The sequence below is a fragment of the Mesorhizobium sp. M0292 genome (genome assembly GCF_040321695.1).
In the GTDB taxonomy this organism is placed as follows: Bacteria; Pseudomonadota; Alphaproteobacteria; order Rhizobiales; family Rhizobiaceae; genus Mesorhizobium.
Genome location: NZ_JAMYSB010000006.1, coordinates 31,586 through 56,676 on the forward strand (window position 1 = coordinate 31,586; position 25,091 = coordinate 56,676).

Consider the following 25,091-nt stretch of genomic DNA (forward strand, 5'->3'; position numbering starts at 1 on the left):
GGGTCGAAGCAGCCCTCCTCAGCTATTCATCCCTCCAAACCACTCGCCGGACTATCCTTATTTCAGCCAGTCGCGTCACTCGAATGCCCTGCCGTTCTCGTGCCGACGGGTTTTGCGTCTCGGCGTGCATGTATTCGTTCTTGCCGCACCGTCTGCAGCTCATTTTGCTCCCTACTAGCTCGGCGTCAATGTCCCCGAAGATTTCCTTGAGATCACTCGGCAGGTACCAACGCTTGACGTTGCACAGCCCACAGCGGACCAACACCAGCTGCCCAATCTCATGGGCATTGCTGAACTTCCATTCGCCACCGCGCTTTCCTCTCCCACCAGTTTCAGGCATGCCCAAAATAGGAACGCATTCCTCTTCCGGTCAATTCGTCCTTGACATTTATGTTCTCTTTTTGTTCACTGTGGCAATGCAGTGTTTGGAGGTAATCCCATGGACAACATTCTGACGCTCGACAGCCGCCAAGAGGCCGCGCTTCAAGCCGTCGCCGATAAGTTCGTCGCCGTCCACAAGGGCGACGTGATGAAGGCGCTCAAGGAGATGATCGTTCTCAACGGTCGTCTTCAGGACCAGCTTGACGCGCGTTCGGCACCACGCCGGGCGGCACGGTAGAGGACCGGCAATGGGCATCATGCATTTGGACGCTGAGGCCAAAGCCGAACTGCATTCGGAAGCGGTGAAGCTGATCGCTCGGTACGAGAGCCCGCTTGAGACCGTGAAGGCGCTTATGGCCTACAACTGTGAGCTTGAGACCAAGATACTCGCCATCGCTCACCGGCATCCGGGGGTAGCCACCGTCAGCTATGACGATACCCCGGTAGTGTTGGGGTGATGATGGACGCGAGCGACGAAATCAGGCTCCCAAGGCCCGAACACGTCACAGCCCCCGGCATCCAGCATCATTGGTGCGAGCGCCCTGGCTGTGGGAAGGATGGGGGCTGGGGTTTCGCGAAGCCAAAGCGGGAACCGCACTGGTTCTGTTTCGAGCATCGCGGCGATGGTGAGAAATACCTGTGAGACCGAGCAATGCCAGCCGAGCAACAGTAGTCGATCCAAACGCGATGGACTGGGAGCTTGCCGCTGATCAGGCTATAGCGACCTGCGGCGGGGATGCCCGAGAGGCAGTGAAGGCACTTCTTGTCGCCAACGCCTCATTGGAGCGCGAGGTGGCTCTATGGGCTCCTGCTGTCAGCTCTGGGTTTAGCCGGGGGTGGCATCGACGCCCGCGCGGTGGGGCCGACTAACGAACCTGCAACGAAGGGCAGCAGCATGTCAGACAACATCCTTCCGCAACCGAAGATGCCCAAGCTGATAGTCGTCACCGCCTTCGACCGCGATGAGAGCGGCGACCTTCAGCCTGTCTTCGGACCAGTTGAGCAGCAGACCGAGGACCGGGCGATAAGGACGGCGAAGGGCTTGGCGGGGAAACATGCCGGGGTCATTGCGTGGTCACGCGATGCAAACCCGTCGCTGGGCGAATACGGGGAACCGACAACGCTCTTTGTTGGCGGCGACGTCCCCGACATGGAGTGACCTATCGGCCTAAGCAAAGTCGTAGTGCGTTGTTTCCTCGGTGTCAGCCCCACATACGGCTGGGGTCAAAATCCAGCTTTGCGGCCTTCATCTCTGTAACGAGCTTTGCCTTCCATCCCTCCGAAGGGTCCAAATCGATGTAGAGAACCCCGTAGAGGTCGGACGGTATCTCAACATTCCCTTTGCGGAGCAGGCATACCTTGCCCCGCCCCAGATGTCCGGCAAAATACCCAAGCTCAAATATCACGTTCTGGCGTGCCCGATGGTTCTGTTCAGTCGCAGTCTGGGAGGCCCCGACGTCGTCGGGCGTGAGCAATACGACCGCAAAAGCCACTTCACCCGCGATCTGCTCGTACTTCTCGATGATCGTTCGACCTTGGTTAGGTAGCTCCTGGAGGACCACGGGCTCGAGACCAAGTCTCTCAAGAAACCTAGCGAGGCCGTGCCGGGCGCCATCATCGTGGCCGTGGACAATGAAGACCTTGTTCGATCCTAACCCAGTCAATCGTGCCTCCCGGCTATTGGTCGAGGCGGGCAAAATCAAGCGCACGCCACTATCGTGCTTGCCCTCAACGTAAGACTTGTAGTCCCGGAGGAACGGGATCAGCAGTTGCCCAACGACTGAGTGGATAGCCGCGCTGAGTTTGCTACCGGAGTGGAAGTAATGGTGCCCGAAGGTGAGCAGCATTTGAGGTTCCTCGGCGAACCTCAAGATCAGCAGCAGCGTCAGGCCAAGCGTCTCGTTGGGGTCGTCTGGCCAATCGAGGGTGTCGGAGCCTACGAGGCCTCCGCGCGGGGTTTGAGCCCCAAGAAACTTATCCAGATCGAGACCCAGGGTTAGCTCGGCGTTGATCGCAGCAAGGTCGGGATTTTGCAGCAGACGGGCCAGTGCCTTGAGGGGCCGCTGGTAAGTTTGATACTGCGATGCTTGGAGATCGAGCAGCGCGTTATTCATCTGCTTGAATAGGTCAGTCGCCATCGGCGTCCCCGTCCTGCCCGAGCCGCGCCTCAGCGGCCCTATCCAAGATCCCCTGCCTGTATTGCTCTTTCATGCCCTCGATCAGAGGTGCAATCACGGGGTTTCTCTCATAAGGACCAAGTCGCTCGTCAATCATTGCTCCGACGCTTTGAATGGCGGCTTCAATACTGGCTGGGTCGTCGGGATCGAAACTCACAGTCCCAAGTTCGCCGTCGACTTCCCTGAGAGCCTTTTGAGCCTGCTCAAGTGTCTTGGTCAGTTTGTCGAGCCCCGTTATTTTGATCATTGCAATCCCCGTCAATTAGCAATGTTGCATAAATAGGCACAGAGGTAGATGCGACGTAGCGTCAATTGTGCCAGAACATCAAGCGACTTGACCAGTCGTTGACCTCGCCTAATCACTCGAACATCGGAAATAGGGGCGGGCAACATGACGCGGACCATCATCACCCAGAAACTGACAGAGGCCGGCATCCTTGGAGTGATCCTGATGCTCGTCGGCCCTGCAATCGTCGGCTTCGCATTTATGGGGCTTTCCGGGGCCAGACACGGCTTTGACGGCATGCCGCCCGATGTCACTTGGCTCTACGTCGTCGGAGCGGTCGGTACTGTCCTGTCCGCAATGGCATTGCCGCTCATCATCGTGGGCCGGCAATACACTGCCACAAAGGCCGAGTAGATGGAGGTGGAGAAGGCCTCGGCGACCGGGACTGCTGACGACCTCGCGGCGCTCACTCTGTTGATGAACGCTTTGCAGAGGTTCAACCAGTTCGACCCCAAGATGCAGGTCTCGACGGTTCTGACACTCTTAGAGATCGCTGCGGCAGAACAAGCCGACAGGGAGATTTCCGTTCAAGACATCGAAAGACGGGTCGGCCTCAAGTCAGGCACTGCGTCCCGCAACTGCTACTACTGGGCCGAAGGCCACAAGGACATGACGGGCGGCTACGAGATGATCCGCATAGACTTCGACCAGAACGACCGCCGAAAGCGTTCGCTGACGTTGACCAACAAAGGACGGGCATTCATCAGAAATCTCGGTTCGGGCCTCAAGAGGGGGGACTGATCACACCGTCGCAGCCTATGACCCGCACCAAGGGCGAGGTGTCGGCGGGCAGCTCGTTGCCCCGCAAATGAGCGGCACAGCCAGCCCCTCAGAGATCAGCACGTCACGCATGTCGAAGAGGAATTGGCGCTGCCATTGGCTGAGGTGGCCGCGAACCAATGCAGCCTCGATACGGGACTTCAGATCGTCCTCAGGCTCCATTTTGGTTGCCCCGTCCCCTCCCCCCACAATACTTGGCAGCCGGCGATGTGTGAAAAGTGCGCAGGGACCTATACGTTCGGGGGCAGGACACCTTCTGCCTTCGCGGCCAGACCATCATCCGGATCAGCCAGGAGCAGCGATGCAGCAGCTCCTTGGAACAAGGGCGGCGGTTCCATGCCCACGGCGCGCCGGGGCGCGGATTGAGAAATCAGGTGGGGAAAAGTAAAGACCGCGGATCCAATGGCCCACCTCAAAGTTGTGGAGCCCCCGAAGGGGAAGTACCGTGCACCACTTAGTTTGGGCGGGCGGGCTTCAGATGGGCGTTGTCAACAAAGAAATACCACTCGGTTCATATACGGTCTCCGTGGAGAGCCTACGGAAGATTTACAGGGGGCTACAGCGTACCGTTGCCGAAGAGGCAGACCTTGCGTTAGCAAAGTGGGAGTTGTTACCTGACCAAACGAAGGAGCAATTCGAGGCTCGAAAGAAGGAGGTCCGGGAGAAGGCGTTCCTAGTAACTGTGAGCATCTATCGTGAAGACGGCTCACATACCTACGGAGACACTGAGGAGATCTTTGATTTCCCGAATGACGCTCCCTTTGTCACGAGAATTTATATGACCAATCAGGTCGCCTTCAGGGCGGTGGCAAACTCTAATCCTGCGAACTCGTTTGAGCTAATGCTGGATTTCTCCCAACCCCCACTGCTCGATGCGAACAACATTGTCTCAAGCCCAACTCAAAATGCGAGCAACCTGACCATAGGCAGCATCCGTGAGGGCTGGCTTGCGGGCGTCGAGAAGATCGTATTGAGCCATCTCGACAAACGGCACAGATTAAGGAGCAGATTTCACGGGCCGTTTGTCTATGACCACGGCATGGTGGTCTTCGGACTTCCGCTAGGCTTCTATGCTTGTTGGCTGGCGTCCGATCTCGTCGACAAATGGACGGGCAACAACCAATTCCTGAAGAGCGCTTCGTATGTCTACATCGTGGTAGCGAGCCTCTGGGTCTACCGTATCTTGTTTGGCTACACGAAATGGGCATTTCCCCTAGCGGAACTGAAGGAGCAGCGAAGCAGACCAAAGGTTCACAGGCGGTTTTGGTGGGCGCTCGTCGCCCTGTTGGCTGGCAAGGTATTTTGGGATTTCTTCGATCCGTACCTGTCCATTGCGCACTGGCTTCAATCGCCAGCCCCCTAGCGAGGTCGGAATATTTAGCGAAAAAATCCGCCTGGGTGATCCGATAGCTGGCTCGCGCGAAGACCCCCCGTGCCCCCTCAATTCCATCTCACGGGACCCCAACGGCTGCCGCTGGATGAAGGCCGCAGGCGGGACTGCCGAGGATCAAGCCAAGACGGGGTTAGGGTAACAACTAGCACTTAGCAGCGGTCACGTGCACAAACCTATACGTTGGTGCACATGCTGCTTGACATGTCCACTAAGCGTCCACTAAGTGATGCACACCAAAGCTCTTAGAGGAAAGTGAACAGCCATGATCGTCGGATACGCCCGCGTTAGCTCGACCGGACAAGACCTCGACACCCAGCTTGAGAAGCTCGCCGCTGCAGGGGCCGAGAAGGTGTTTAGCGAGAAGCGGTCTGGCTTGGATGAGACAAGGCCCGAGCTTGAGAAGGCGCTGGAGTTTGCCCGCGAGGGTGACGTGTTCGTGGTGACCAAGGTGGACCGTCTGGCGAGATCAGCGGCGCACCTTCACCAGATCGTCAAGACGCTCGACAGGAAGGGTGTCGGCTTCAAGGTGCTGGACGACGCATCGCTGGACACGACCACTCGGACGGGCAAGCTGGTGTTTGGCATCCTTGCCAGCATTGCAGAGTTTGAGACCGCTCTTCGGAAGGAGCGTCAGATGGAAGGCATTGCGAAGGCGAAGGCCAAGGCAGAGGCCCAAGGCGAGCCATGGAAGACCGGCAGGCCCGTGAGGCTCGACCATGAGCTGATCAAGGCCCTGAAGGCTGAGGGGCGCTCTGTGAGGCAGATTGCCAAGGAGGCCGGGTGTTCACCTTCGGCGGTCCAGAAGGTTCTCACAGCAGCGTGAATGCCATTACCCCTTCCACTCGCTTTGGAAGGCGAACATTAGAGGCCGCTGAATAGGTGACCACTGGCACCTACGAAGGGCCATAACCCACCCACTAGGACTACGAAGGCGATTTGGTCTCCAAGAGCCCATACCCACTCCACTAGCACAGGGCAACGCCACGCGCGCTTCACCGCCCGCTCTTCACCCAAGCTGCCCCGTGCAGCTCTCCCCTGTTGCGACCGCCTGTTGCCCTGTTTCGCTCCTTCTGGGGTGACTGGACGTGGCGCTTGGCGGGGCAGCTTTGGTGAGGCGCGTGTGTCCCTCTATCTGTCCTCCGATTTTGTATGAAATCACCCGTCAGTTGTTTTTTATGAAGCACACGAAAGGAACCAACATGACCGTCTTCCGTCCCGTCGAGGCGGATTTCTCCGAGGTCTCGGATCACTGGACTGCCGAGGTTGAGGCATTTCAGAGGAAAGGCCCCCGGTGGACAACCCAACTCTACCAAGACGCCACCCGCAAGGACACTGAACGTGCCCCAGAGTTCAACCATAAGGCCGCCCTCGTCCTACGCGCTGAGGGCTTCTCGCAGCCCGCATCAGCGAGGGTGCTGGGGATCACCGACCGCGCTGTCCGGTCCCACCTGTCGCAGCCCTGTGAGGCTCTGGAAGCTGAACGCAAGGGGATCGCTTGGCGGGGCCGTGTACAGCGCCACGAGGTAACCAAGCGTGGACGCGCTCCGTTCGATGTCTGGGCATACCTGAAGGCGACTGACGTTCCTGTGGTCGCCGACCTTCTCGGCTTCGATCCGTGGACAGCCGAGGGGCTTGGGGCCAGCACCCGCGAGAAGGTCGCCTTCTACATCGTAGACGGATGGACGCAATCCGAGGTGGTGGCGCTGCTCGGCATCTCGAAACAGGCAGTGTCGAAGCATGTCGCTGCAATCAAGGCCCAGGTCGCGGCACGAAAGCGTGACACAAGAAGATTGTTCAAACCGAAACGAACCCGGAAGTTATAAAGACGTAGAAATGAGATTTTACAATGATAACAATGGCATAATTGGTTGACTACCGCATATAGGCATAACTCCCCTCAGGGACTTTCCCTTCGGGTGTTACCTTGGTCAGGCTTTCGGGCTCCCTATCGACGACAGGCTTATCCGAAGATGACACCAAGGTTCTCCTGAGTTGCTCAGGGACATAAGACACCCCTCTAGAAGCCCTCTGTAACCAGAGACAGCCTAGAGATACCCTCATTTCTGAATTGTCCTTGGTCGCTTCGCTCCGAAGACCATGGAATGTGTCTCCTGAGTACCTGATCAACCTCAGCACAACTTCACTCATAGCTTTGGTCTACTCTCTGCATTTCCCTTGTTCCAAGGTCGTAGCCAGAAGGAACCCAAAGGACCCGTGAAGTCTGGCCACCCGATGCTTGGATGACTGATGGTCTCCCCTCCACAGGTCTTCACCCTTCCACGTCAAACAGAGGCGTCCCTTTAAGGGAAGCTCTCGAATGTCACCACGAACACCTCACCCGAAAGGATCACAACAGATGAACATCACCACAGGAGCCGACCCCTATCATGTCGACTGAGGCCGACCGCATTGCATGGCGGATACACGGTCGAGAATGGCGAGCAGCGAACCCGGCTCGCGCCAAGGAAATCAGCCGAGAATGGTATCACCGCAACAAGGCCCGGGTAGCCGAGGCACGGAAGATGAAGCGAGAGGCCGCGCGTCTGGTCAAGGAGGCAGCCAATGGCTGAGACAACCCGCCAGATCACCCCGGCAATCCGCGTTATCGAGACCGACCGCGAATGGATCGTCCAGATGGTCGAGATGAAGCGGACCCGCAGGCGAGGTGTTCAGTCGACCGGCGAATGGATCGACCGCGCGTACATCACCAGCCGGTCAATGCTGAACATGGAGCTGAAGCGGCTGGCCGGCAAAGGGGCAGTCAAGGCTGGCCTTCGCGGGCATGTCGAACTGGACGCCCTAGACTGGTTGAACCGCCTGCCCGTTCGGCATCCGTCGCGGGACAATGAGCCTAGCGTTATCGACATGCTGGAGGCGTCTACAGCGGGCAGCGAGCATGGGGAAACCTTCCATGACCATCTGCCCCTAATCGTGAAGCACGGGCCGCTCAGGTGGCGCAACGATAGGAACGCCCGCTTTGAACCTTGACGACATCAGGCGGCGGGATTGGGTCGCGACCTACCCCACGCGAGAGGCTGCCCTTGCCTTAATCGAGTGGATCAAAGCGGACGACTGGGGGAACATCTCGCAGCTAGACCGGAGATTGCCGGGGATAGGCATCGAATGGACCCAGAGCTTCAACACGGCTGCTGAACGATGCTTTGAAATCTATGGCTACCCCGAGCTTGAGGCTGTGGCAGTCGCACGGCGTATTGCCGAGATGTCTATGAGACCCACAGCGCTGCGTGGAAGGGTCGCCGGAGGCAGCTATGATCTAGCCGGAGCAACTACCCCAACGGGCCTTAGCGAGCGTCCTGAGCGTCCTGAGGCGATGACCTACGGGTTCTCTCCGAGGCGCTAACCACTACACCCACCAGCCAGATTGGTGGGGGTCGCGACTATCACCACCAAGCCTACCCGCACCCGGAGCAATGACGCGCCGGGGCGATCAACCATGACCAAATTGAAGGAACGAATATCATGAACGATTTCAACAAGGCCAGCGGCCTCATCACCACGGGCACAACCGACATCCGCGCTCAGGAAGCACGGGAGCGACAGGCCCTTGAAGGCCGGGTGGATCAGATGCGGCGCGACCTTGAGCAGGCCGAGAGGGACCGCAGGGAGGCCGAGTTCAACGAGCAGATCGCGGCACAAACGGAAGCAGGCCTTCGGGCAAATCAACAGCTTCAGGCTAAGCGCCTTGGCATCAACACCGGGCAGGCCCTGACCGAAGGCCAGAAAGCCCAGATAGCAGCGGCTAAGCCGATGAACGGCTCGGCTCCGCAGGCCCTTGTGGATCAGCTTCCGGTGACCGTTGGTTGCATCCAGTTGGGACCCCAGCAGGCCAAGGACATGGCGGCACGTGGAGAGATCAGCCAGGGCGATTACGTCGCGGCTGTGAACGCGGCTCTGGTCCCCTACGGCTATTCTTTCAGGTAACCACGGAGGCCGAGAGTGACGACGGGGCTTCGGCCCCTGAGTTGCCCACCGTGGATGACAAGGCCGGCGAGGCCGATGAGGAACTGACCGACGACGAGAGAGAAGAGAAACAACATGCCGAGTTTGTCCGCATGGCTGACCAGAGCCTTGACCGCTTCAGGGATACCCACAGCGACGCCCAGCAGCAATTCATTGTGGACGCCTATGTGGAGACCGGAGAAATCCTTACCGGCGAAGCATACGGGATCGACCCGGTGGAAGCGGCTGTGGTCGAGACTGCGTTCTCTCAGCATTTGGACCGGAATGTCCTTCGGCAGCATGGGCTGACGCTGGCGACGTACTTCGAGCATGTCGACGAGGCCGACTACCCTGCGCTGCGAAAGGCTGCGGCTAAGGGCGAATGGCACGTCTTCCACGGCCATGCCCAGGCCATAGCAGCCGCCCGGAAGACCGGCACAGCCTTCACTGAGTGACGCCTCCCAGCCCCCGATGCATCGCCCCAAGAGGTGTGTCGGGGCGGGTGGTAGGCCCTCTTTCAAACACGATCAGAACAGTTTGCGGTATGAGCGCCGGGGGCATCGTGGTCTCGCCGGAAAAATCTACCGTCCAAGGTAAATTTTGCGGTGTTCGGCCTTGTTGCGCCTATCGCTTATTGGAGGCGACGTCTATACAGGGTCGGAAAATGAACCGAGGGGTTGAAGATTGCCTACTACTCCAGAAATTATAGTTCGATTTGGCGTTAGCGTGATCGCGCTTCTCGGGGGCGGCAGCTTTGTACTTATTGCTGTCTGCGCATATATAGCTAAACTTGTGGCGGATCATTCAATAGAGGGACACAAAGGCGCGCTCAATACGGAGCTAGAGCGCCTCAAAAACGAATTAGCAAAAGAAAGTGATCTGCACAAACTGAAGCTTCGGAAAGCAGAAATCCTTTTCGACAGGGAGCTTGTGGCGGTGGTCGATTTCGGCAAACTTTATCGTCAGATAGCACCCTCATACTCACATCCCGATATGGACTGGGACGACGCTTGTACCGATGTCGCTAATCGGTTCTCTACCATCGAGAAGCAACTCGACAACTACCTCACGAACCATGCTCCCGTATTAACTGAAGAGTTGCGGGAAAAGCTTGGCCGTTGCGCAACGATAGCATCGCACAACAAATTTGCTGGAGATGAGATGCCAGGAGCTCAAGCTGCGGCCACTACTAAGGCTGAAGCAGCCAAGCTTTTGGACGAATTGCAGGTTGTACAGAATGGTCTCTTCGCGATGGTTAAAAACGAGACGCGAGGTTGAATTTGTTTCGTTGGCCGGATCGTGCGGCTTGGGGCTTACGCTAAACGAAAGGCAACCGGAACACGGATGAAAACCCGTTGACAGAAGGTACACCGCTCGGGCACATAGAGGTACACCGAGCTTAACCGCTTCGGGGGAAGAGCCCCTTCTAAGCCCTTGATTTTTAACGGTTAATTCGGGTGGAACGCCTCAGTTGGATTTGGCATTTAGCGCCGTCCTGGGGCACCACCCTTCGCTCTTCGAGCTTCGGGTGGCAGGCCACTCGAAGCTCGTTAGTCGAAGGAGGACTGCCGACGGTTCTATTCGGCGGAGCTGGCAGCACGACATCAGGCCAACTCGCAGCCGTCGGACCTTCTAGGAAAATGTCGCAGCCTGTATGGCCGCCGTATCGCCGAACGTGTTTCTCACCCTGACCGATCTGTATACATAAGCGGCCCAGATCCCTGTGACTATGAAGGATGCCAAAGGTGTAACCAGAGCTCCTCCGGCAAGCAAACGGTTTACCGGGACACCAAGCACAGTCGATATCCAAACTGTGTCCAGTACGAATAAGAGAGGGATCGCGAACCACAGACATATGAACAGCTGCGGAAAGCGGTGGCTTCGCCGCAGCATCGAAACAAGCACGACCAGCTGAAGCACCAGAAATGCCAGATTGAGGGCTGCCTCGCCATAGATGGCCAAGGCCCCGTTGGGCACTGTAACAAGCTGTTGGTAGGTTTTGACCAGACTGGCCATATCGACAAGTGTGCGCAACGGCGAAAGGGACAGGCTGATCGCCAGCAGGATCAGCCAGCCGCCGAACCCCACGAGGTCATCTGGGCTCTGTGAGGATTTGCGCGACGACCGGACGGCGAAGAAAACCGGCACGCCAATCAGCAACAGAAGTATCGCCCAATGCCACATTTACCCACCCTCGAATGCATCCCTGGGTTGTTTAGCTTGCACCTCTGGATTGTGCAAGCGTTTTTACAGAGATCAAGGCATCGTAGAGATTTTCGGGTTTAGGTTTGCAGAGGACGCTTTCGTCGCTCGCAATGGCCGCATCTCACCCCAAGTCAAAATGCCGCGGAAAGGCCTGGTGCAGCAGGAGCAGCATGGTCTTGCGCAGCACGTCGGTGTCGCGGCTGGACGGGTTGAGATGGTCCCAATACCAGGCGCCATGCACCAGATAGTTCAGGCTCTCCGACAGCGTGTCTATGTCGACGCCGGTGTAACCGCCGCTGCGTGAAATCTCGATCAGCAGCTCGCGCGCTTCGGCCGTGTAGGCGAGATCGCTCGGCAGGCCGATTTCATTGTAGATCTGCATGCTCTTGCGGTCGCTGGAAAACACGACGAAGACCGAGACCCATTTCGGATGCTGCCGGGCAAAGCGCTGCGCGCAATCGACCGCGCCCAACACCCGCTCGACCGGCGACAGGCCGGGCGCCCGCACCAGCGTCAGCCACAGCGCGTCATATTGGTCGCTGAGATATTGCAGGACGGCCCGGAACAGGTTCTCCTTGCTGCGAAAATGAAAGACCACCAGTGCGTTGGACGAGCCGACATGCCCGGCAATGCGCTGCATGGTGACGCTGGCCAGCCCCTCCTCCGCGATGAGCTCGATGGTGGCGTCGATGATGCGCTGGACGCTCGCTTCGCCGCGCTCGCGCCGGCGGTCCTTGGGCGCGGCGTCGTTCGCCGCGCCCTTGGCCGCCTTGCTTTTTCCCGCATCCGGAGTGGCTATGCGTTGCGCCATTGTCGTCAGGCCTTTCCCCGGCGGCCGAAACATCCCGCCGCTGCCTTGGCATGCCGGCGCCCTGCGGACTCACAGCGCCGGGCGTGTCCCGGCATTCGTGTACCACTGACCACGAGCCGTCTCATAGGCCATACCCGCCCGGAACACGTCAGCGTCGCTATAGGTGCGGCCGACAATCTGGATGCCGGTGGGCACGCCATTGGCGGCGCGGCCCGACGGCACGGACAGAACCGGGCATCGGCTCAGCATGTTGAACGGCGTCGTCATCACCCAGCCCAGCGACGGGTTCACCTCTCGTCCATTGATCTCGACCTTGCCTTTGGTCTGATCGAATTCCGCCGGCACTGCGGGAAGCGCATTGGTCGGGCAGATCAGCACGTCGTATTTTTCCAGCAAAGGCCCCAGCGTCAGGTACATCCTGGCCGCCACATCGAGGGTCGCGACAAAATCCGTCGCCTTCGACTTCTGCCCGTCCTGCGCGAACTGCCTGGCATAGCTGGTCATGTCCTTGCCGTTCTTGGCGAGCAGCGGCGACAGCGAGGCGCCGAAGAGATGTTCGAGATAGGCCATGCCGGCCTTGAGCACCTCGTCGCCCCAGCCGAGGTCCACCTCCTCGACAGTGGCGCCGAGCGAGCGGAACACATCGCAGGCAGCAAGCGTGTTCTTGCGCACGTCCGCATCCACCTCGAAGGACCCGAGATCCATGGAGAATGCGATCTTCCAACCCTTGATCGGCTTGTAGTCGAGCGGCAGGCGCAGTTTCGGGCGCAGCGTGGCGATGTCGAGCGGGCTCGGCCCGGCCATGACGTTCTGCAGCAGGATCGCATCCCCGACGTTTCGGGCCAAGGGCCCGGTGTGACAGTAGAAATCGAGATTGAACGGCGGCTCATCGGGATTGCGGCCGTAAGGCGGCTTGAAGCCGACCAGGCCGCAGGCCGAGGCAGGGATGCGGATTGAGCCCGCTATGTCCGAGCCGGTTGCGATCGACGACGTGCCGGAGGCCAGCGTTGCCGCCGAACCACCCGACGAGCCGCCCGGCGTAAAATCCGGATTCCAGGGGTTGCGCGTGACGCCCCAGCGCTTCGACCAGGTATAGCCGGCGCAGCTGAATTCGGGCGTCGCGGTGCGGGCGTGCACGATACCACCCGCCTTCATGACACGCTCGTTCATCGTCGAGGTATGGCCGCCAATGGCATCCTTCGACAGCAGCGAGCCATGCGATGTCGGCTTGCCCTTGATGTAACTCTCATCCTTGATGCCGATCGGCAAGCCCTCGAGCGCGCCGGTTCTGGCGCCCTTGGTGTATTTCGCCTCGGCTTTTCCGGCGAGAGCCATCGCCTCGTCGAAATGCGTGAAGGTAAGGCAATTGATCGTCGCCTTGGTCGCCTCGGCGCGGCGGATGGTGGCCTGCATCAGTTCCACAGGCGACAGTTTCTTCGCCTTGAACAGCCGCAACGCCTCGCTGGCCGGCATGTAGCAAAGGTCGAGATCGGACATAAAAAATCTCCCGCGGCTGCTTTACGGCATCTGGCATTGGCGATGGCAGGGCCGCGATCCGCGGCCCGATGTTTGGTGGTCAGCTTCGGCTGGCGGGGCCGCTATTTCTGCAGATCGGTCCAGATCCTGGTGTAGAGCGCCTGGACGTCTGCGGGACAGGCCGGCATGAATTGGCCCTTGTCGGCAAATTCGGCCGGAACATCCACTTCGGGCGCGCCCTTCATATCGGCCGGCAGGAAGGGCTCGGAGCCCTTGATGCCGTTGGCGTAGTGCGCGAAGGCCGAGATCATCGCTGCATTCCTCGGGTCCATGATGAAATTCTGGAAGAGCTTGGCGTTCTCGACGTTCTTGGCATCCTTGAGCACCGCGACATTGTCCATCCAGATTGGAAAGCCCTCCTTGGGATAGCCGTAGACGATCTTGTCGTTCTCCAGCCGCTCGCGCAGCGATATGCCGTTCCAGTTGACGCCGGCGGCAATGTCGCCCCTGCCGAGACCGTCGACGGCAGCGTAATCGAGCGACAGCCATTTCGCTTTCGCCTCGATGAGCTTGTCATGCACCTTCTTCAAAAGCACCTTGTCGTCGGTGCAGTACTTGCCACCCTCATAGGCGATGGCGAGGAACATGATGTCTCCCATTTCGGGCACGACATTGATCTTGCCCACGAGTTCCGGCGGCGGATCGAGGAAAATCGCCGAGGTGTTCGGATCGCCCGCATAGACCGATTTGTTGACCGAGATGCCGGTCGTGCCCCATTGCCACGGCACCGAATATTTGCGGCCGGGGTCGAACGGCACGTCGACCCATCTCGGATCGACGTTTCTAAAGTTCTCCATCGTGTTGGGATCGGTTTCCAAGAGCAGGCCTTCGCTGATCCAGATCGGCATCACGCTGGCCGATGGAACGACGATGTCATAGCCGGAAGCGCCCTGGCGGACCTTGGCCAGAGCCGTATCGTTGGAATCGTAGTCGGTGACGGTAACCTTGACCTTGTAGGTTTCCTCGAACTTCTTGATCAGGTCCGGGCTGGTGTAGTTGCCCCAATTGTAGATTTGGAGTTCGCCCTCGGCGCGGGCAATGCCGGTCATCGCCAGCAGCGACAGGCCGAGCGCCGTCGCGGTCGATTTCAACTGCATGCTTGTGTCTCCCATTGTTGGGACCGGCGGGATTGCGCCTCGAGTCCCTAAGTTCCCTTCGTCCTGGTGATCATTCACCGGCGAATGCCGGCTGACCAACTCGGTATGTCTGGCAACGGTATTAATTACTAAACATACAGTCAATATCTTTTAGCGACACAACTGCATCATCGGCACCGGCAGTGCGCCGGCGAAGCCGACATGATATGGTCAAGGTTGGGCCATTGATGAATTGGGGCAAGCCGTGGCGTGAGCGCCGCAGCCTGCAGGGCTTGGATCACGGTCATGCGCCTTTTTCTGGCGGTCGTGCTGCTGATGACCATGGCGCTCTTCTCCGCTGCGCGCGGCGAAGAGCGGATAGCGCTGGTTGTCGCCAATCCGGCCTCTGAGGGCTCACCGGCAATCGCCAACGCCGACCTCAGTGCCGAACTCGTTGCAGCGACACTACGATCGCTTGGCTTCACCGTCCGGCAGGTGTCGGATGGCGACCGCGCCGATGTCGCGCGCGCCATGCATGATTTCGCCCAATCCCTGGCCAAACCGGACTCCGTCGGCATCTTCTACTATGTCGGCCACACCGCGCAGGCCAACGGCAGGAACTATTTACTGACGCGCGGCACCCGGATCGATTCAAAGGAAACGGTCGACCAGACGGCATTGCCCCTCGATCTGTTCATGCAGGCGCTCGAGGCAACCCCGACATTGAAGGTGGTTCTGCTCGACAATCCCGGCGATGGCCACAACCCTACTTCCGGCGTGATGCAGGGTCTGGCGGCGGTCGATCCCCTCACCCACGCCATCGTCGCTCTGTCGGCCAAACCCGGAACCGTTGCACTGGACGAAGCCCGCCCCGTCACCGTATTTGCCGATGCGCTCACCGCTGCGCTGGTCAAGCGCGGCGCGGACATAGCCATCATCCTCGCCTCGGTCAGGCAAACCACTATCGACAAAACGTCAGGCGCCCAGTGGCCATGGATGGCATATGGCCGCTCGGCAGACGCTGCCTTTGTGCTGACGCCGGACCAGGTGGCCGGCGCGGCACCGGCGCTGCCGCTTGTGCCGGAACCGGCACCGCCGGCGATGGCGAGCGGCGGCTACATCTCCGGGAGTGGCGGTTGGGAGCCTGACGGCAGCGACTACGCCGATGGCAGCGGTCAGGAGCCCTACCCCATGGACGTTGCACCGGGCTCCGGCAGTCCCGATGCCGCGATGGGCGACAGCGCCAAGGAGGCGGCGCTCTACGAGGAATACAAACGCCAGGAACAGCAGCGCCAATTGCAGGAAGAGCAGGCTCGGCAACGATACGAAGAGGAAAAGCAACGTCTTGAAGACGCAGCTGCGGCCGCTGCCCAGAACAATCTCGGCGGGACCTATCCGCAGGATGGCGGAGCCACCGGCGCCGAACCGCCCCCCGATAAGGCAGGGATCCCCCCTGAGGACGGCATGACATCGGCCCCGCCACCCGCGACCGGCGCCGAAAGTCCGCCGGAGGCGCAGGCGCCACCGAAACCAGCGCCGCCGCCCATCGACCAGGCGCAAAGCCCTCCTTCCGGCGGCGCCCTTCCACAACCCGAGACGGGCGCTGTCGAGGTGGTGCGCCATCCAACCATCGATGCGCCGGATGAGATTGTCGCCGGCGAGACGGTGACCGTTTCGATCGCCCTTACCGAAGAGCAATTCACGCCCGAAGTGAAGGTGAAGGCAGCGCCGGGCTCGTCGGTGACGGAAGATGGCGCCCTGGCCATGGCGATGCCGGCGGGAACCGAGCAATGGCCGATCGATATCGATCTGTTCGCCTCCGGCTTCGATCTCGCTGACGGCGGCAAATGGAGCCGACGGACGACGCTCTACCGCCAGGGCGACAGCGACTTCGTCCGCTTCGACGTCAAGGCGCGGCCGATCGCCAAGGACAGCAAGCCGGCCCAGTTCATCGCGCGCATCTACAGCGCCGGGAGGTTCCTGGGATCGGCATCGCGGTCGGTTATCATTCGCCGCACCGCGCCTGTCGAGGCAGCCGCTCTGAGCGCCACAGCCGAACGCTCCGCAGCACCTGCCATGCTGATGCTGGCCGCAGCGGCGCCGCAGCCGGCGGTAACTGGCAATGTGACGCTCGGCGGCGCAGCCGGCGATGACGTCCCCGATCTCGACGTGACCATCCTCTATGACGATCCGAGCGGGCTGGGTTCGGGGCAGATCATCATCCATTCGCCGCATCTGGCCGGTCCGGTGACCGATACGTTCTCGACGCCACCTGAGATGACGGCATGGCTGGACTCCGAATACCGCCGCCTGCTGCAGCTCGGATTGAGCCTGCGCGGCGCCGTTTCGCTGCAGCAGCCTGCCGCAAGCAGCGATACGGGGGCGCAAAAGCGCTTTGTCACGCTCGCCGCCGAAGGTTTTGGCGATGCGCTCTACCGCGACTATGTGCCGAAACCGTTCAAGGACGTGTTCTGGTCGCTGCGCGGCAAAGGCGAACTCCATTCGATCCAGATCACCTCGAACAGCCCGACGCTGCCCTGGGAATTGATCCGCCCGCGCAGCGCCGACGGCGCCGTCGCCGACGGTTTTCTCGGCATGGGCTACCGGCTGGCGCGCTGGGCTCCGCGCAGCAGTGCCTCACAGGTCGACAACCCGCTCGACCGCATGACCTTCACCGGCGTCGCGGCCGTCGCGCCCTCCTATCTCGACAAGCGCTCGCTGCGCTTTCAGCAGGACGAGATCGCGGCGCTGAGCAAGCTTTACGGCTACCGCCGCTTCGATGGCGATTTCACCTCTTTCGAGAAACTGGTCGGTGAAGTCTCGACCGGTTTCATTCATTTCTCCGGTCATGGCGAGGTCAACCAGCTGAGCAGTGGCCGGCCGGTCTTTGCCATCGATCTCGTCGACCAGTCGCTCGACCCCGATACATGGGCCGCGCTGGTCGCGGCCGCGCATGGCAAGGGCAATCCGTTCTACTTTTTCAACGCCTGCGACACCGGCCGTTCGCAGATGCTCGGCGGCTTCGTGCAGGGCTGGGGTCCGGCAGTGCTGGCGGGCGGCGCTTCCGGCTTCATCGGCGGCATGTGGCCACTGACCGACCGCGCGGCAGCGGCCTTCTCGACCGGTTTCTATGGCGGCATCAGCACGCGGATCAAGGACGGGCCGGTCTATCTGGCCGAGATCCTGCAGGATGTGCGCAGAGAATTCTACCAGACCGGCGATCCGACCTATCTCGCCTACACATTCTACGGCAACGCCAATCTGCGGATTGTCGCGCAGTGAGCGATGGATCGTCGTTGGTGGATTGGCTTCAGCCTACAACGCGTTTTGCGGGCATGGCACGCCGGCGCCGCCGCAGCGTGAGGCCATCGGCCTGGAGCTCATGTCTTCGGACTGCCGAACAAGCTCAGCAAAGAGAAGGGCGAAACTTCCCAGCATCAGGAAGACGATAATCAGGCGTGTCACCGGCAATAGACAGGTCTCGACTGGCTAGCCCCCCAGCCACCCATCCTCTGTCGGCTAACATGATCGATCAGGCTTTACGAGTGTTTAAGCTCGCTCTTAACCATCACATTCGCCGTTCCGGCGACATGAAGCGCGAGCCGCCGATTTCGTTTCGCCGCGGCCGCAACTGCGCCGGACGATGCCTCCCTTTGCAGATGCGCTTGCCCATGCTACCCCACGCAACCGCCGCCGACCGCCATCGGCCGACCGCCATCGGAATGTCATGAGCAAAGCCAATCTCGCCTTCGTCTCCTCCGACACTGCCGATGCCAAGGCGGCGATGGAGAGCCTGTCGGCCCGCTATGGCCAGGCATCCTTCGACGACGCCCAGGTGGTGGTGGCGCTGGGTGGCGACGGCTTCCTGCTGCAGACCTTGCGCGACACGATGAGCACGGGAAAGAAGGTCTACGGCATGAACCGTGGCACCATCGGCTTCCTGATGAACGAGTACCGCGTCGGGGGCCTCACCGAGCGCATCGCGGCCGCCGTCGCCGAAACGATCCGCCCGCTGGAAATGCTGGCGTTGACGCATGAGGGCGAGACGGTTTCGGCACTCGCCATCAACGAGGTGGCGCTGTGGCGTCAGTCCTACCAGACGGCAAAGATCCGCATCACCGTCGACGACCAGGTCCGCATCGAGGAACTGAACTGCGACGGCGTGATGATCGCGACGCCGGCCGGCTCCACCGCGTACAATCTTTCGGCGCACGGGCCGATCCTGCCGCTGGATGCGCCGTTGCTCGCGCTGACCCCGGTCAGCCCGTTCCGGCCGCGCCGTTGGCGGGGTGCCTTGTTGTCAAACAAGGCGACCGTACGCTTCGATATTCTGGAGTCGGAAAAGCGCCCGGTGAACACCGCCGCCGATCACACCGAGGTCAAGGCGGTGGCTTCCGTAACGGTCCGCGAATCGCCGACTGCGACGGCAACGCTGCTGTTTGATCCCAACCATTCGTGGAACGAACGCATTCTCGCCGAGCAGTTTCGCTATTGAGCCGGCGCAAAGAGTGACTACCTAATTAAGCATCGCGATTAAGCTTACCTTTTCACAATCGTGCCAATCCCGCCCGTTTCTGTTGACAAATCGCGGGCTTGCGCCTAATCGCAATACCAATCTTGCAGGCACGCTGTGCTTGCCGCGACGGATGCCGTTGCGCTTCCCCGAACCAGCCAAAGACAGCAACTCTTGTCCTCAGACACCACGACCGCTCTAGAAGCGTTGACCTTTTCAGACCTCGGCCTGTCGCCCAAGGTCCTTTCCGCAGTCACCGATGCGGGCTACACCGTGCCGACGCCGATCCAGGCTGGCGCGATCCCGCATGCCTTGCTCGGCAAGGATATTCTGGGCATAGCACAGACCGGCACCGGCAAGACGGCTTCCTTCGTGCTGCCGATGCTGACCCGCCTCGAAAAAGGCAGGGCCCGTGCCCGCATGCCGCGCACGCTGATCCTCGAGCCGACGCGCGAGCTCGCCGCGCAGGTCGAAGAGAATTTCATCAGATACGGCAAGAACCACAAGCTCAACATCGCGCTGCTGATCGGCGGCGTCTCCTTCGACGAGCAGGACAAGAAGCTGGAGCGCGGCGCCGACGTGCTGATCGCCACGCCCGGCCGTCTGCTCGATCACCGCGAGCGCGGCAAGCTGTTGCTCAACGGCGTCGAGATCCTCGTCATCGACGAGGCCGACCGCATGCTGGACATGGGCTTCATCCCCGACATCGAGCGCATCTGCGAGATGATCCCGTTCACCAGGCAGACGCTGTTCTTCTCAGCGACCATGCCGCCGGAGATCACCAAGCTCACCGAGAAATTCCTGCATGCGCCGGTGCGCGTCGAGGTGTCCAAGGCGGCATCCGCTGCCACCAACATCATCCAGCGCCTGGTCAAGTCCGGCTCCAAGCCGTGGGACAAGCGCGAGACGCTACGCAATCTGATAAAGGCCGAAGACGCCGAGCTGAAGAACGCTATCATTTTCTGCAACCGCAAGGTCGAGGTAGCGGAGCTGTTCCGCTCGCTGTTGAAGTATGACTTCGACGCTGGCGCCCTGCATGGCGACATGGACCAGCGCGCCCGCATGCAGATGCTGGCCAATTTCCGCGATGGCAAATTGCGCTATCTCGTGGCGTCCGACGTCGCCGCGCGCGGCCTCGACATTCCCGACGTCAGCCACGTCTTCAACTACGACGTGCCGATCCACGCCGAAGACTATGTCCACCGCATCGGCCGCACCGGCCGCGCCGGACGCTCGGGCAAATCCTTCACCATCGCCACCAAGTCCGACACCAAATACATCGACGCCATCGAGCGGCTGATCGGCAACAAGATCGAGTGGCATGACGGCGACCTGTCGACCGTGGTCGCCAGCGAAGGCGGCGAGGACGAAGCGCCCCGCCGTGGCCGTGGCGCTCCGCGCCGCGCCGGCCGCAAGGACGAGGACCGCAAGCCCCATGATCGCAAGGACGGTGGCGAGCGCAAGCCGCGCGAACGCCATGCCAAGCGCAGCGACGACGCGCCGGCGGCAGATGCCGCGCGCGAGGAACAGCCGGTGGTAGCCGAGGCCGCGGTCGCCGACATCGGCGAACGGCATCAGCGCAAGGAAGCGATCCGCTCCGAAAACAGCGACCGCAAGGTCTCCGATCGCAACAACGAGAACCGCGCCCCGGAACGCGGTGATACACGTCCGCAGCGCGCCAGCAACAGCCGCCCTGCCCGCGGCAACAACCGCGGTGAAGACAATGACGGCACCGTCGGCTTCGGCGACGACATGCCGGCCTTCATGAAGATCGTCGCCAAGGTCTGATCCCATGAGCCGCGGCGTCCCGAGGACGCGCGGCTTGCCTGGACGCGACGGGGATGTGAGATCTGGAGCCCGCTCCAGGATCGGCGCCATGCGCGGTAACCGCAAAACAGGCTCGATCTACCCGATCGCTTCCGGTCTGGAGGCTTAAATAGCCCGTCGATGTTACAGGCTTTTCAGTTCCAGGCGGGATGCCAATAAATCCAGAAACGCCCGAACCTTGGCCGAAGATGACCGGCCTTCCTGCCACAAGGCATGGATCGGCACCGGTGCCGGCTCGAATTCCGTCAAAACCAGTTCGACGAGACCGTCGTCGACCAAATGTCTTATCTGCCACAGAGGCGAGAAGCCCAAACCCAGTCCGTGGATTGCGGCGGCATAGACCGAGGTCATCAGATTGGAGCGAAAAGCGCCTGCGACCTTCACGGTCCGGGGTTTCCCGTCGATCTGAAACGTCCATTCACCTGGACGCTCGTTAGCGGTTCTGATTATGCAACTGTGCTCACTCAGCTGGAAGGGATGGGCCGGCCGGCCACACCGCGCGAAATAGGAAGGCGCGCCGAACACAACGCGCCGCAACGCCCCCAGGCGTTTGGCTTTCAAGTTGGAATCCGGCAAATCGCCGATGCGTATTGCCAGGTCGAGACCTTCGGCGCCAAGATCGGCAAATCCATCGGAAAGTTGAAGATCGACCTCGACCCGGGGAAATGTCCGCATGTATTCGGCGATGACAGGCATCAGGACGTTCGGGCCAAACAGAACCGGCGCCCCGATGCGCAGGACGCCTGCCGGCTCCGATCGTTGATTGATCGCCTGAAGTCTTGCGTCGTTTATTTCGTCGACCGCGGGTTTGATCCGGTTGAAAAAGGCTGCTCCGACTTCACTCGGTGTCGAGCGACGCGTTGTCCTGTGGATCAGCTCGACGCCGACTGATTCCTCCAGTGCCGCCAGGGACCGGCTGACCGACTGCAGCGAGCGGTTCAGCCGATGTGCGGCAGTCGTCAGACTTCCATGCTCGACGATCGCGATGAAAGCCTCGAAATCGTCCATCCGGCTCATGTATTCTCCCGATCTTCGACATAATATATCGCAAAAACGGGTAATTGTAACGACAATTGCGACGTCGTACCTCTCTGCAAGTTGTCCCGCGAGGACAGGCTTGATGGAAGGGAATCGTCATGCAAGTAGCCAATCCAACTGTTCTGGTCGTTGGTGCCACAGGCCGAGTTGCGGGACTTGTCGTGCCTGAACTTGTCCGACGCAATGCCAATGTTCGAGCGCTCGTTCGCGACCCTGCGAATGCCGAAAAGGCCCGGAAGCTAGGGGCATCCGAGGTTGCGACAGGAGATTTGCGAAATCGTCAGAGCCTCGAAAGGGCGGTCGAGGGCGTCGACGGCGTCTTTCACATTGGGCCGGCTTTTGCTCCCGATGAAGCAGCCATGGGCGTCGCCATGGTTGAGGCCGCCACACGAGCAGGAGTTCGAAAGTTCGTCTTCTCGTCGGTGATCCAGCCTACCAATACGCGACTGAAGAACCATGCCAGCAAGGTGCCTGTCGAGGCTGCTCTCTACTCGACAACGATGGAATATACGATTCTGCACCCTGCCAATTTCATGCAGAACCTCGCAGCGGCCTGGCCGTCCGTCGTTGAACATGGTGTTTTCTCGGAACCGTTTCCAAAGACGGCGAAGCTGGCCCGCGTCGACTACCGCGATGTCGCTGAGGTGGCGGCGATCGCCCTAACCGAAGCGCGATTGTCCTACGCGACCCTCGATCTGTGCGCTGACGGCATGCACAGCCGGGAAGACATCGTTGCGATGATGAGTGAGGAACTTGGCCGACCCATCTCTTCTGGTGAGCCGACATTTGGCGAGTGGGCGGCCGAGGCACGCCTTCCCTACAATGAGCGCCAAATGCAGGTGCTGGCCAAAATATACGCCCACTACGCCCACTATGGCCTTGGTGGGAACAGTCTGACATTGCGCGCCGCCCTGGGCCGCGAACCGCGTTCGTTGCGCGGCTTTATTCGAAACCTTGCCCACAAATGGCGCAGGCCGCCTGACTGCGCCCAGCCGCGCATACTTCCACTTTCGAGAAGGAGATAGGTGATGCGACCGTCATCCCACAAGGTTTTGAAATCGAGGAAGCTACCGTCCTCCTACAATGCGCTGGTAATGCCCTTCGTACTTTCCATCCTGATGTCGTGCATTGTTTCCGCGGTAGCGACGCTGATCAATGCGGGCTGGACAACCGGTTTCGTGGCGACCTGGCCGTATGCATGGGGAGCATCATGGCTAGTGGGCTTTCCAAGTCTGCTGCTGGTCTTGCCGATCGTGCGCCGTATCGTTGCGGCAATTGTCGATCAGCCGACCTCGTAGGCCTTGATTACAGGGGCCGATATGCCAAGCAAAACGGCCCTTGCGGGCCGCTTCTACCTTCGACTGACGGCTCGCAGCGCCATTGTCGGGTTCCGCGACCAGATACCTGTCTTCATGCGGGCAGCCTTCATGCGCGCCAGCCCTCATGCCGATCGTCCTCCGAGCCTGATCCCGAGCGCCCTCAAATGGCAGCCGGCCGGCTTGCACTCTTGGCAAGCTCCTATCCTGGCCCGTCCGTCACATCGGGCCGGGCATCATCTTGGTCGGTTTTTCCAGCATCGGAAACTCTGCCTTGCTGCATTTCACGTTCGGGTTGGTCGGACTGAACATGCCGTTCGGATTGTCTCTGAACAGCCAGGCATGAAGGTCGTAGTGGACGAACTCCCTCGGAATGAGCGGATAGTGCCCTTCCATCGGTCCCATGAAGGTCTGGCCAAATAGTTTTGGAGGTTCCTTGGTGTCTGGCGTCAGGGGCATCAGCCATTCCACGCCAACCAATTTCAAGCCTTTCTTGGTCGGCTCGTAGATCAGCACATTGGGGCGCATCGGATCGAGTTTCTGACCGACACTCGGGACGTTGACGAAATGGATGCCCATAGCGCCCTTCGGATAGTCCATTGCGCCCTCGATCCTGTCCCCGCTGTAATAGACGCACCCGACAGTCGACAGATAAAGGTCGCGGACGGCGACCGTGTAGTCTTCATATTTGGCGAGCGATTTCTTCAACGCTTCGATGTCGGCTTTGTTGGCGTCCTCGGCTCGAGCCGTGGCGGCTGCGCACCAAGCTGAGACCAGACCTGTCAAAATGAGGACGCCGCAACGCCCAAGACGAGCTGTTCTTGTCATGCATTCCTCCCAGATTTCCTTATCTGGCCGTGCAGGACCGGGGCCGACTAAGTGACTGCGCGGCCGTTTGTATCGCCCCATCCCCTCTGGAACCGCACCAATGCTAATCCCTTCCAAGGTCTCCGGAAAGGGATTATTAGAAATCTCTAATGCATTAGACCTTTTGGCGGACCACAGGAGCCCAAAAAGAAAGCGGCCCTTGCGGGGCCGCCTTCGCATTTCGATGCCGACCTGATCAGGTCAGCGGCGAAAGCTGGATCTCGACGCGCCGGTTCTGCGCACGGCCGGCCGCCGTTCCATTGGACGCGATCGGACGGGTCTTGCCGAAACCGGTGACGGCGAAGCGGCGCGAATCGACACCTTGGCCCGAGAGATAGTTGGCGACCGCCAATGCACGGCGCTGCGACAGATCGAAATTGTGTTCGTCGCCGCCGGTCGAATCGGTGTGGCCGAACACGTCGACCGTGGTCTGCTTGAACTTCTTCAGCACCAGCGCAACCGAGTTCAGCACCTGGTAGAAGCCAGGCTTCACCGCATCCTGGTCGACGTTGAAAGTAATGTCGGACGGCATGTTGAGGATGATCTGGTCGCCGGTGCGGGTGACGCTGACGCCGGTGCCTTCGAGCTGGCGGCGCAGTTCAGCCTCGTTCTGGTCCATGGTCGCGCCGATGGCGCCGCCGGCCAGCGCGCCGATACCGGCGCCGATCAGCGCGTTGCGGCGGTCATTGCCGCCGGCAAGCAGGCCGAGGCCCGCGCCCGCCAGGGCACCAAGGCCGGCGCCGGCTGCGGTGTTCGAAACCTTCTGCTCGCCGGTGTACGGATCGGTCGTGGTGCAGGCACTCACCAGCACAGCCGTCGCAACGGCGACGAGCACAGTCTTTTTCATAGAATCGTCCCTCTCCAAAGCGCGGCCTTTGCGCTCGCGCATATAAGCCCTTCTCCGGTCTTGTAACATGAAATGCGG

General features: G+C 60.4%; 27 protein-coding genes. 18 read left to right on the forward strand and 9 right to left on the reverse strand.

What is annotated here, in order from left to right:
• Positions 1-439 precede the first annotated feature (439 nt).
• From NKI96_RS11250 to NKI96_RS11260, 3 genes are all read left to right on the forward strand, one after another.
• A complete protein-coding gene (locus NKI96_RS11250) occupies positions 440-619 on the forward strand; it encodes a hypothetical protein (RefSeq protein WP_352804411.1) in 180 nt (59 codons plus the stop codon).
• Positions 620-629: 10 nt separating this feature from the next.
• The gene (locus NKI96_RS11255) at positions 630-839 is read left to right on the forward strand and encodes a hypothetical protein (protein WP_352804414.1); all 210 of its coding nucleotides are present in this window, start codon (positions 630-632) and stop codon (positions 837-839) included.
• 437 nt (positions 840-1,276) lie between these two features.
• Positions 1,277-1,540 carry a hypothetical protein gene (locus NKI96_RS11260; protein WP_352804417.1) on the forward strand — a complete coding sequence of 88 codons (264 nt, stop codon included), beginning with the start codon at positions 1,277-1,279 and terminating at the stop codon, positions 1,538-1,540.
• A 43-nt stretch (positions 1,541-1,583) separates the two neighbouring features.
• On the opposite strand, the gene NKI96_RS11265 is transcribed toward NKI96_RS11260, so the two are convergent.
• Both NKI96_RS11265 and NKI96_RS11270 read right to left on the reverse strand, forming a co-directional pair.
• Positions 1,584-2,519, reverse strand: coding sequence for a TIR domain-containing protein (locus NKI96_RS11265; RefSeq protein ID WP_352804420.1), 936 nt, complete (start codon positions 2,517-2,519; stop codon positions 1,584-1,586).
• On the reverse strand, positions 2,509-2,805 hold the full coding sequence (locus NKI96_RS11270) for a YuaX family protein (RefSeq protein ID WP_352804423.1): 297 nt from the start codon (positions 2,803-2,805) through the stop codon (positions 2,509-2,511). The genes NKI96_RS11265 and NKI96_RS11270 overlap by 11 nt, the downstream gene beginning before the upstream one ends.
• A gap of 144 nt (positions 2,806-2,949) precedes the next feature.
• On the opposite strand from NKI96_RS11270, the gene NKI96_RS11275 reads away from it, so the two are divergent.
• The 10 genes from NKI96_RS11275 (at position 2,950) to NKI96_RS11325 (ending at position 10,255) form a co-directional block, all read left to right on the forward strand.
• On the forward strand, positions 2,950-3,198 hold the full coding sequence (locus NKI96_RS11275; RefSeq protein WP_352804426.1) for a hypothetical protein: 249 nt from the start codon (positions 2,950-2,952) through the stop codon (positions 3,196-3,198).
• Positions 3,199-3,585 carry a hypothetical protein gene (locus NKI96_RS11280; RefSeq protein WP_352804429.1) on the forward strand — a complete coding sequence of 129 codons (387 nt, stop codon included), beginning with the start codon at positions 3,199-3,201 and terminating at the stop codon, positions 3,583-3,585.
• 517 nt (positions 3,586-4,102) lie between these two features.
• On the forward strand, positions 4,103-4,987 hold the full coding sequence (locus NKI96_RS11290; protein WP_352804432.1) for a hypothetical protein: 885 nt from the start codon (positions 4,103-4,105) through the stop codon (positions 4,985-4,987).
• 292 nt (positions 4,988-5,279) lie between these two features.
• On the forward strand, positions 5,280-5,840 hold the full coding sequence (locus NKI96_RS11295; RefSeq protein ID WP_352804435.1) for a recombinase family protein: 561 nt from the start codon (positions 5,280-5,282) through the stop codon (positions 5,838-5,840).
• Between the two features lie 376 nt (positions 5,841-6,216).
• Positions 6,217-6,840, forward strand: coding sequence for a hypothetical protein (locus tag NKI96_RS11300; protein ID WP_352804438.1), 624 nt, complete (start codon positions 6,217-6,219; stop codon positions 6,838-6,840).
• A 564-nt stretch (positions 6,841-7,404) separates the two neighbouring features.
• Positions 7,405-7,587, forward strand: coding sequence for a hypothetical protein (locus tag NKI96_RS11305; RefSeq protein ID WP_352804441.1), 183 nt, complete (start codon positions 7,405-7,407; stop codon positions 7,585-7,587).
• Positions 7,580-8,005, forward strand: coding sequence for a hypothetical protein (locus NKI96_RS11310; protein ID WP_352790773.1), 426 nt, complete (start codon positions 7,580-7,582; stop codon positions 8,003-8,005). Before NKI96_RS11305 ends, NKI96_RS11310 begins: the two co-directional genes overlap by 8 nt.
• A 492-nt stretch (positions 8,006-8,497) precedes the next feature.
• Positions 8,498-8,959: a flotillin family protein gene (locus NKI96_RS11315; protein WP_352804444.1), complete on the forward strand. Its 462-nt coding sequence runs from the start codon at positions 8,498-8,500 to the stop codon at positions 8,957-8,959.
• A 50-nt stretch (positions 8,960-9,009) separates the two neighbouring features.
• Positions 9,010-9,432: a hypothetical protein gene (locus tag NKI96_RS11320; RefSeq protein WP_352459048.1), complete on the forward strand. Its 423-nt coding sequence runs from the start codon at positions 9,010-9,012 to the stop codon at positions 9,430-9,432.
• Between the two features lie 271 nt (positions 9,433-9,703).
• A complete protein-coding gene (locus NKI96_RS11325) occupies positions 9,704-10,255 on the forward strand; it encodes a hypothetical protein (RefSeq protein WP_352804448.1) in 552 nt (183 codons plus the stop codon).
• A gap of 354 nt (positions 10,256-10,609) precedes the next feature.
• Here NKI96_RS11325 and NKI96_RS11330 read toward each other — a convergent pair whose 3' ends face one another.
• From NKI96_RS11330 to NKI96_RS11345, 4 genes are all read right to left on the reverse strand, one after another.
• Entirely contained in the window at positions 10,610-11,161 is a 552-nt protein-coding gene (locus NKI96_RS11330; protein ID WP_023688401.1) for a DUF2569 family protein, read from the reverse strand.
• A gap of 142 nt (positions 11,162-11,303) precedes the next feature.
• On the reverse strand, positions 11,304-11,993 hold the full coding sequence (locus tag NKI96_RS11335) for a TetR/AcrR family transcriptional regulator (protein ID WP_352804451.1): 690 nt from the start codon (positions 11,991-11,993) through the stop codon (positions 11,304-11,306).
• A 69-nt stretch (positions 11,994-12,062) separates the two neighbouring features.
• Complete coding sequence (locus NKI96_RS11340) at positions 12,063-13,490, reverse strand: amidase (RefSeq protein WP_352804454.1); 1,428 nt, start codon at positions 13,488-13,490, stop codon at positions 12,063-12,065.
• 101 nt (positions 13,491-13,591) lie between these two features.
• The gene (locus NKI96_RS11345; protein WP_023707000.1) at positions 13,592-14,626 is read right to left on the reverse strand and encodes an extracellular solute-binding protein; all 1,035 of its coding nucleotides are present in this window, start codon (positions 14,624-14,626) and stop codon (positions 13,592-13,594) included.
• 285 nt (positions 14,627-14,911) lie between these two features.
• On the opposite strand from NKI96_RS11345, the gene NKI96_RS11350 reads away from it, so the two are divergent.
• The 3 genes from NKI96_RS11350 (at position 14,912) to NKI96_RS11360 (ending at position 20,906) form a co-directional block, all read left to right on the forward strand.
• Positions 14,912-17,887: a caspase family protein gene (locus NKI96_RS11350; RefSeq protein ID WP_352804457.1), complete on the forward strand. Its 2,976-nt coding sequence runs from the start codon at positions 14,912-14,914 to the stop codon at positions 17,885-17,887.
• A 445-nt stretch (positions 17,888-18,332) separates the two neighbouring features.
• Positions 18,333-19,100, forward strand: a complete 768-nt coding sequence (locus NKI96_RS11355) for an NAD kinase (protein ID WP_023729798.1) — start codon at positions 18,333-18,335, stop codon at positions 19,098-19,100.
• Between the two features lie 192 nt (positions 19,101-19,292).
• Positions 19,293-20,906 carry a DEAD/DEAH box helicase gene (locus NKI96_RS11360; protein ID WP_031203971.1) on the forward strand — a complete coding sequence of 538 codons (1,614 nt, stop codon included), beginning with the start codon at positions 19,293-19,295 and terminating at the stop codon, positions 20,904-20,906.
• A gap of 162 nt (positions 20,907-21,068) precedes the next feature.
• Here the strand turns inward: NKI96_RS11360 and NKI96_RS11365 are convergent, their stop codons facing one another.
• Positions 21,069-21,962 carry a LysR family transcriptional regulator gene (locus NKI96_RS11365; RefSeq protein WP_023681484.1) on the reverse strand — a complete coding sequence of 298 codons (894 nt, stop codon included), beginning with the start codon at positions 21,960-21,962 and terminating at the stop codon, positions 21,069-21,071.
• Positions 21,963-22,081: 119 nt separating this feature from the next.
• On the opposite strand from NKI96_RS11365, the gene NKI96_RS11370 reads away from it, so the two are divergent.
• Together NKI96_RS11370 and NKI96_RS11375 are read left to right on the forward strand one after the other, a co-directional pair.
• Positions 22,082-23,008 (forward strand): NmrA/HSCARG family protein, encoded by a 927-nt coding sequence (locus tag NKI96_RS11370; protein WP_352804460.1) that lies wholly within the window; start codon positions 22,082-22,084, stop codon positions 23,006-23,008.
• 3 nt (positions 23,009-23,011) lie between these two features.
• A complete protein-coding gene (locus tag NKI96_RS11375) occupies positions 23,012-23,281 on the forward strand; it encodes a DUF2798 domain-containing protein (RefSeq protein ID WP_352804462.1) in 270 nt (89 codons plus the stop codon).
• Between the two features lie 237 nt (positions 23,282-23,518).
• On the opposite strand, the gene NKI96_RS11380 is transcribed toward NKI96_RS11375, so the two are convergent.
• Together NKI96_RS11380 and NKI96_RS11385 are read right to left on the reverse strand one after the other, a co-directional pair.
• Entirely contained in the window at positions 23,519-24,127 is a 609-nt protein-coding gene (locus tag NKI96_RS11380; RefSeq protein ID WP_023667469.1) for a hypothetical protein, read from the reverse strand.
• A gap of 235 nt (positions 24,128-24,362) precedes the next feature.
• Positions 24,363-25,013 carry a YiaD family glycine zipper/OmpA-like lipoprotein gene (locus NKI96_RS11385; RefSeq protein ID WP_023667470.1) on the reverse strand — a complete coding sequence of 217 codons (651 nt, stop codon included), beginning with the start codon at positions 25,011-25,013 and terminating at the stop codon, positions 24,363-24,365.
• Positions 25,014-25,091 lie beyond the last annotated feature (78 nt).

What these genes read in the sequence shown, in the direction of transcription:
- NKI96_RS11250 (WP_352804411.1), top strand. Translation starts at nt 440, where the DNA reads ATGGACAACATTCTGACGCTCGACAGCCGCCAAGAGGCCGCGCTTCAA.
- NKI96_RS11255 (WP_352804414.1), top strand. Translation starts at nt 630, where the DNA reads ATGGGCATCATGCATTTGGACGCTGAGGCCAAAGCCGAACTGCATTCG.
- NKI96_RS11260 (WP_352804417.1), top strand. Translation starts at nt 1,277, where the DNA reads ATGTCAGACAACATCCTTCCGCAACCGAAGATGCCCAAGCTGATAGTC.
- NKI96_RS11265 (WP_352804420.1), bottom strand. Translation starts at nt 2,519, where the DNA reads ATGGCGACTGACCTATTCAAGCAGATGAATAACGCGCTGCTCGATCTC.
- NKI96_RS11270 (WP_352804423.1), bottom strand. Translation starts at nt 2,805, where the DNA reads ATGATCAAAATAACGGGGCTCGACAAACTGACCAAGACACTTGAGCAG.
- NKI96_RS11275 (WP_352804426.1), top strand. Translation starts at nt 2,950, where the DNA reads ATGACGCGGACCATCATCACCCAGAAACTGACAGAGGCCGGCATCCTT.
- NKI96_RS11280 (WP_352804429.1), top strand. Translation starts at nt 3,199, where the DNA reads ATGGAGGTGGAGAAGGCCTCGGCGACCGGGACTGCTGACGACCTCGCG.
- NKI96_RS11290 (WP_352804432.1), top strand. Translation starts at nt 4,103, where the DNA reads ATGGGCGTTGTCAACAAAGAAATACCACTCGGTTCATATACGGTCTCC.
- NKI96_RS11295 (WP_352804435.1), top strand. Translation starts at nt 5,280, where the DNA reads ATGATCGTCGGATACGCCCGCGTTAGCTCGACCGGACAAGACCTCGAC.
- NKI96_RS11300 (WP_352804438.1), top strand. Translation starts at nt 6,217, where the DNA reads ATGACCGTCTTCCGTCCCGTCGAGGCGGATTTCTCCGAGGTCTCGGAT.
- NKI96_RS11305 (WP_352804441.1), top strand. Translation starts at nt 7,405, where the DNA reads ATGTCGACTGAGGCCGACCGCATTGCATGGCGGATACACGGTCGAGAA.
- NKI96_RS11310 (WP_352790773.1), top strand. Translation starts at nt 7,580, where the DNA reads ATGGCTGAGACAACCCGCCAGATCACCCCGGCAATCCGCGTTATCGAG.
- NKI96_RS11315 (WP_352804444.1), top strand. Translation starts at nt 8,498, where the DNA reads ATGAACGATTTCAACAAGGCCAGCGGCCTCATCACCACGGGCACAACC.
- NKI96_RS11330 (WP_023688401.1), bottom strand. Translation starts at nt 11,161, where the DNA reads ATGTGGCATTGGGCGATACTTCTGTTGCTGATTGGCGTGCCGGTTTTC.
- NKI96_RS11335 (WP_352804451.1), bottom strand. Translation starts at nt 11,993, where the DNA reads ATGGCGCAACGCATAGCCACTCCGGATGCGGGAAAAAGCAAGGCGGCC.
- NKI96_RS11340 (WP_352804454.1), bottom strand. Translation starts at nt 13,490, where the DNA reads ATGTCCGATCTCGACCTTTGCTACATGCCGGCCAGCGAGGCGTTGCGG.
- NKI96_RS11345 (WP_023707000.1), bottom strand. Translation starts at nt 14,626, where the DNA reads ATGCAGTTGAAATCGACCGCGACGGCGCTCGGCCTGTCGCTGCTGGCG.
- NKI96_RS11350 (WP_352804457.1), top strand. Translation starts at nt 14,912, where the DNA reads ATGCGCCTTTTTCTGGCGGTCGTGCTGCTGATGACCATGGCGCTCTTC.
- NKI96_RS11355 (WP_023729798.1), top strand. Translation starts at nt 18,333, where the DNA reads ATGAGCAAAGCCAATCTCGCCTTCGTCTCCTCCGACACTGCCGATGCC.
- NKI96_RS11365 (WP_023681484.1), bottom strand. Translation starts at nt 21,962, where the DNA reads ATGAGCCGGATGGACGATTTCGAGGCTTTCATCGCGATCGTCGAGCAT.
- NKI96_RS11370 (WP_352804460.1), top strand. Translation starts at nt 22,082, where the DNA reads ATGCAAGTAGCCAATCCAACTGTTCTGGTCGTTGGTGCCACAGGCCGA.
- NKI96_RS11375 (WP_352804462.1), top strand. Translation starts at nt 23,012, where the DNA reads ATGCGACCGTCATCCCACAAGGTTTTGAAATCGAGGAAGCTACCGTCC.
- NKI96_RS11380 (WP_023667469.1), bottom strand. Translation starts at nt 24,127, where the DNA reads ATGACAAGAACAGCTCGTCTTGGGCGTTGCGGCGTCCTCATTTTGACA.
- NKI96_RS11385 (WP_023667470.1), bottom strand. Translation starts at nt 25,013, where the DNA reads ATGAAAAAGACTGTGCTCGTCGCCGTTGCGACGGCTGTGCTGGTGAGT.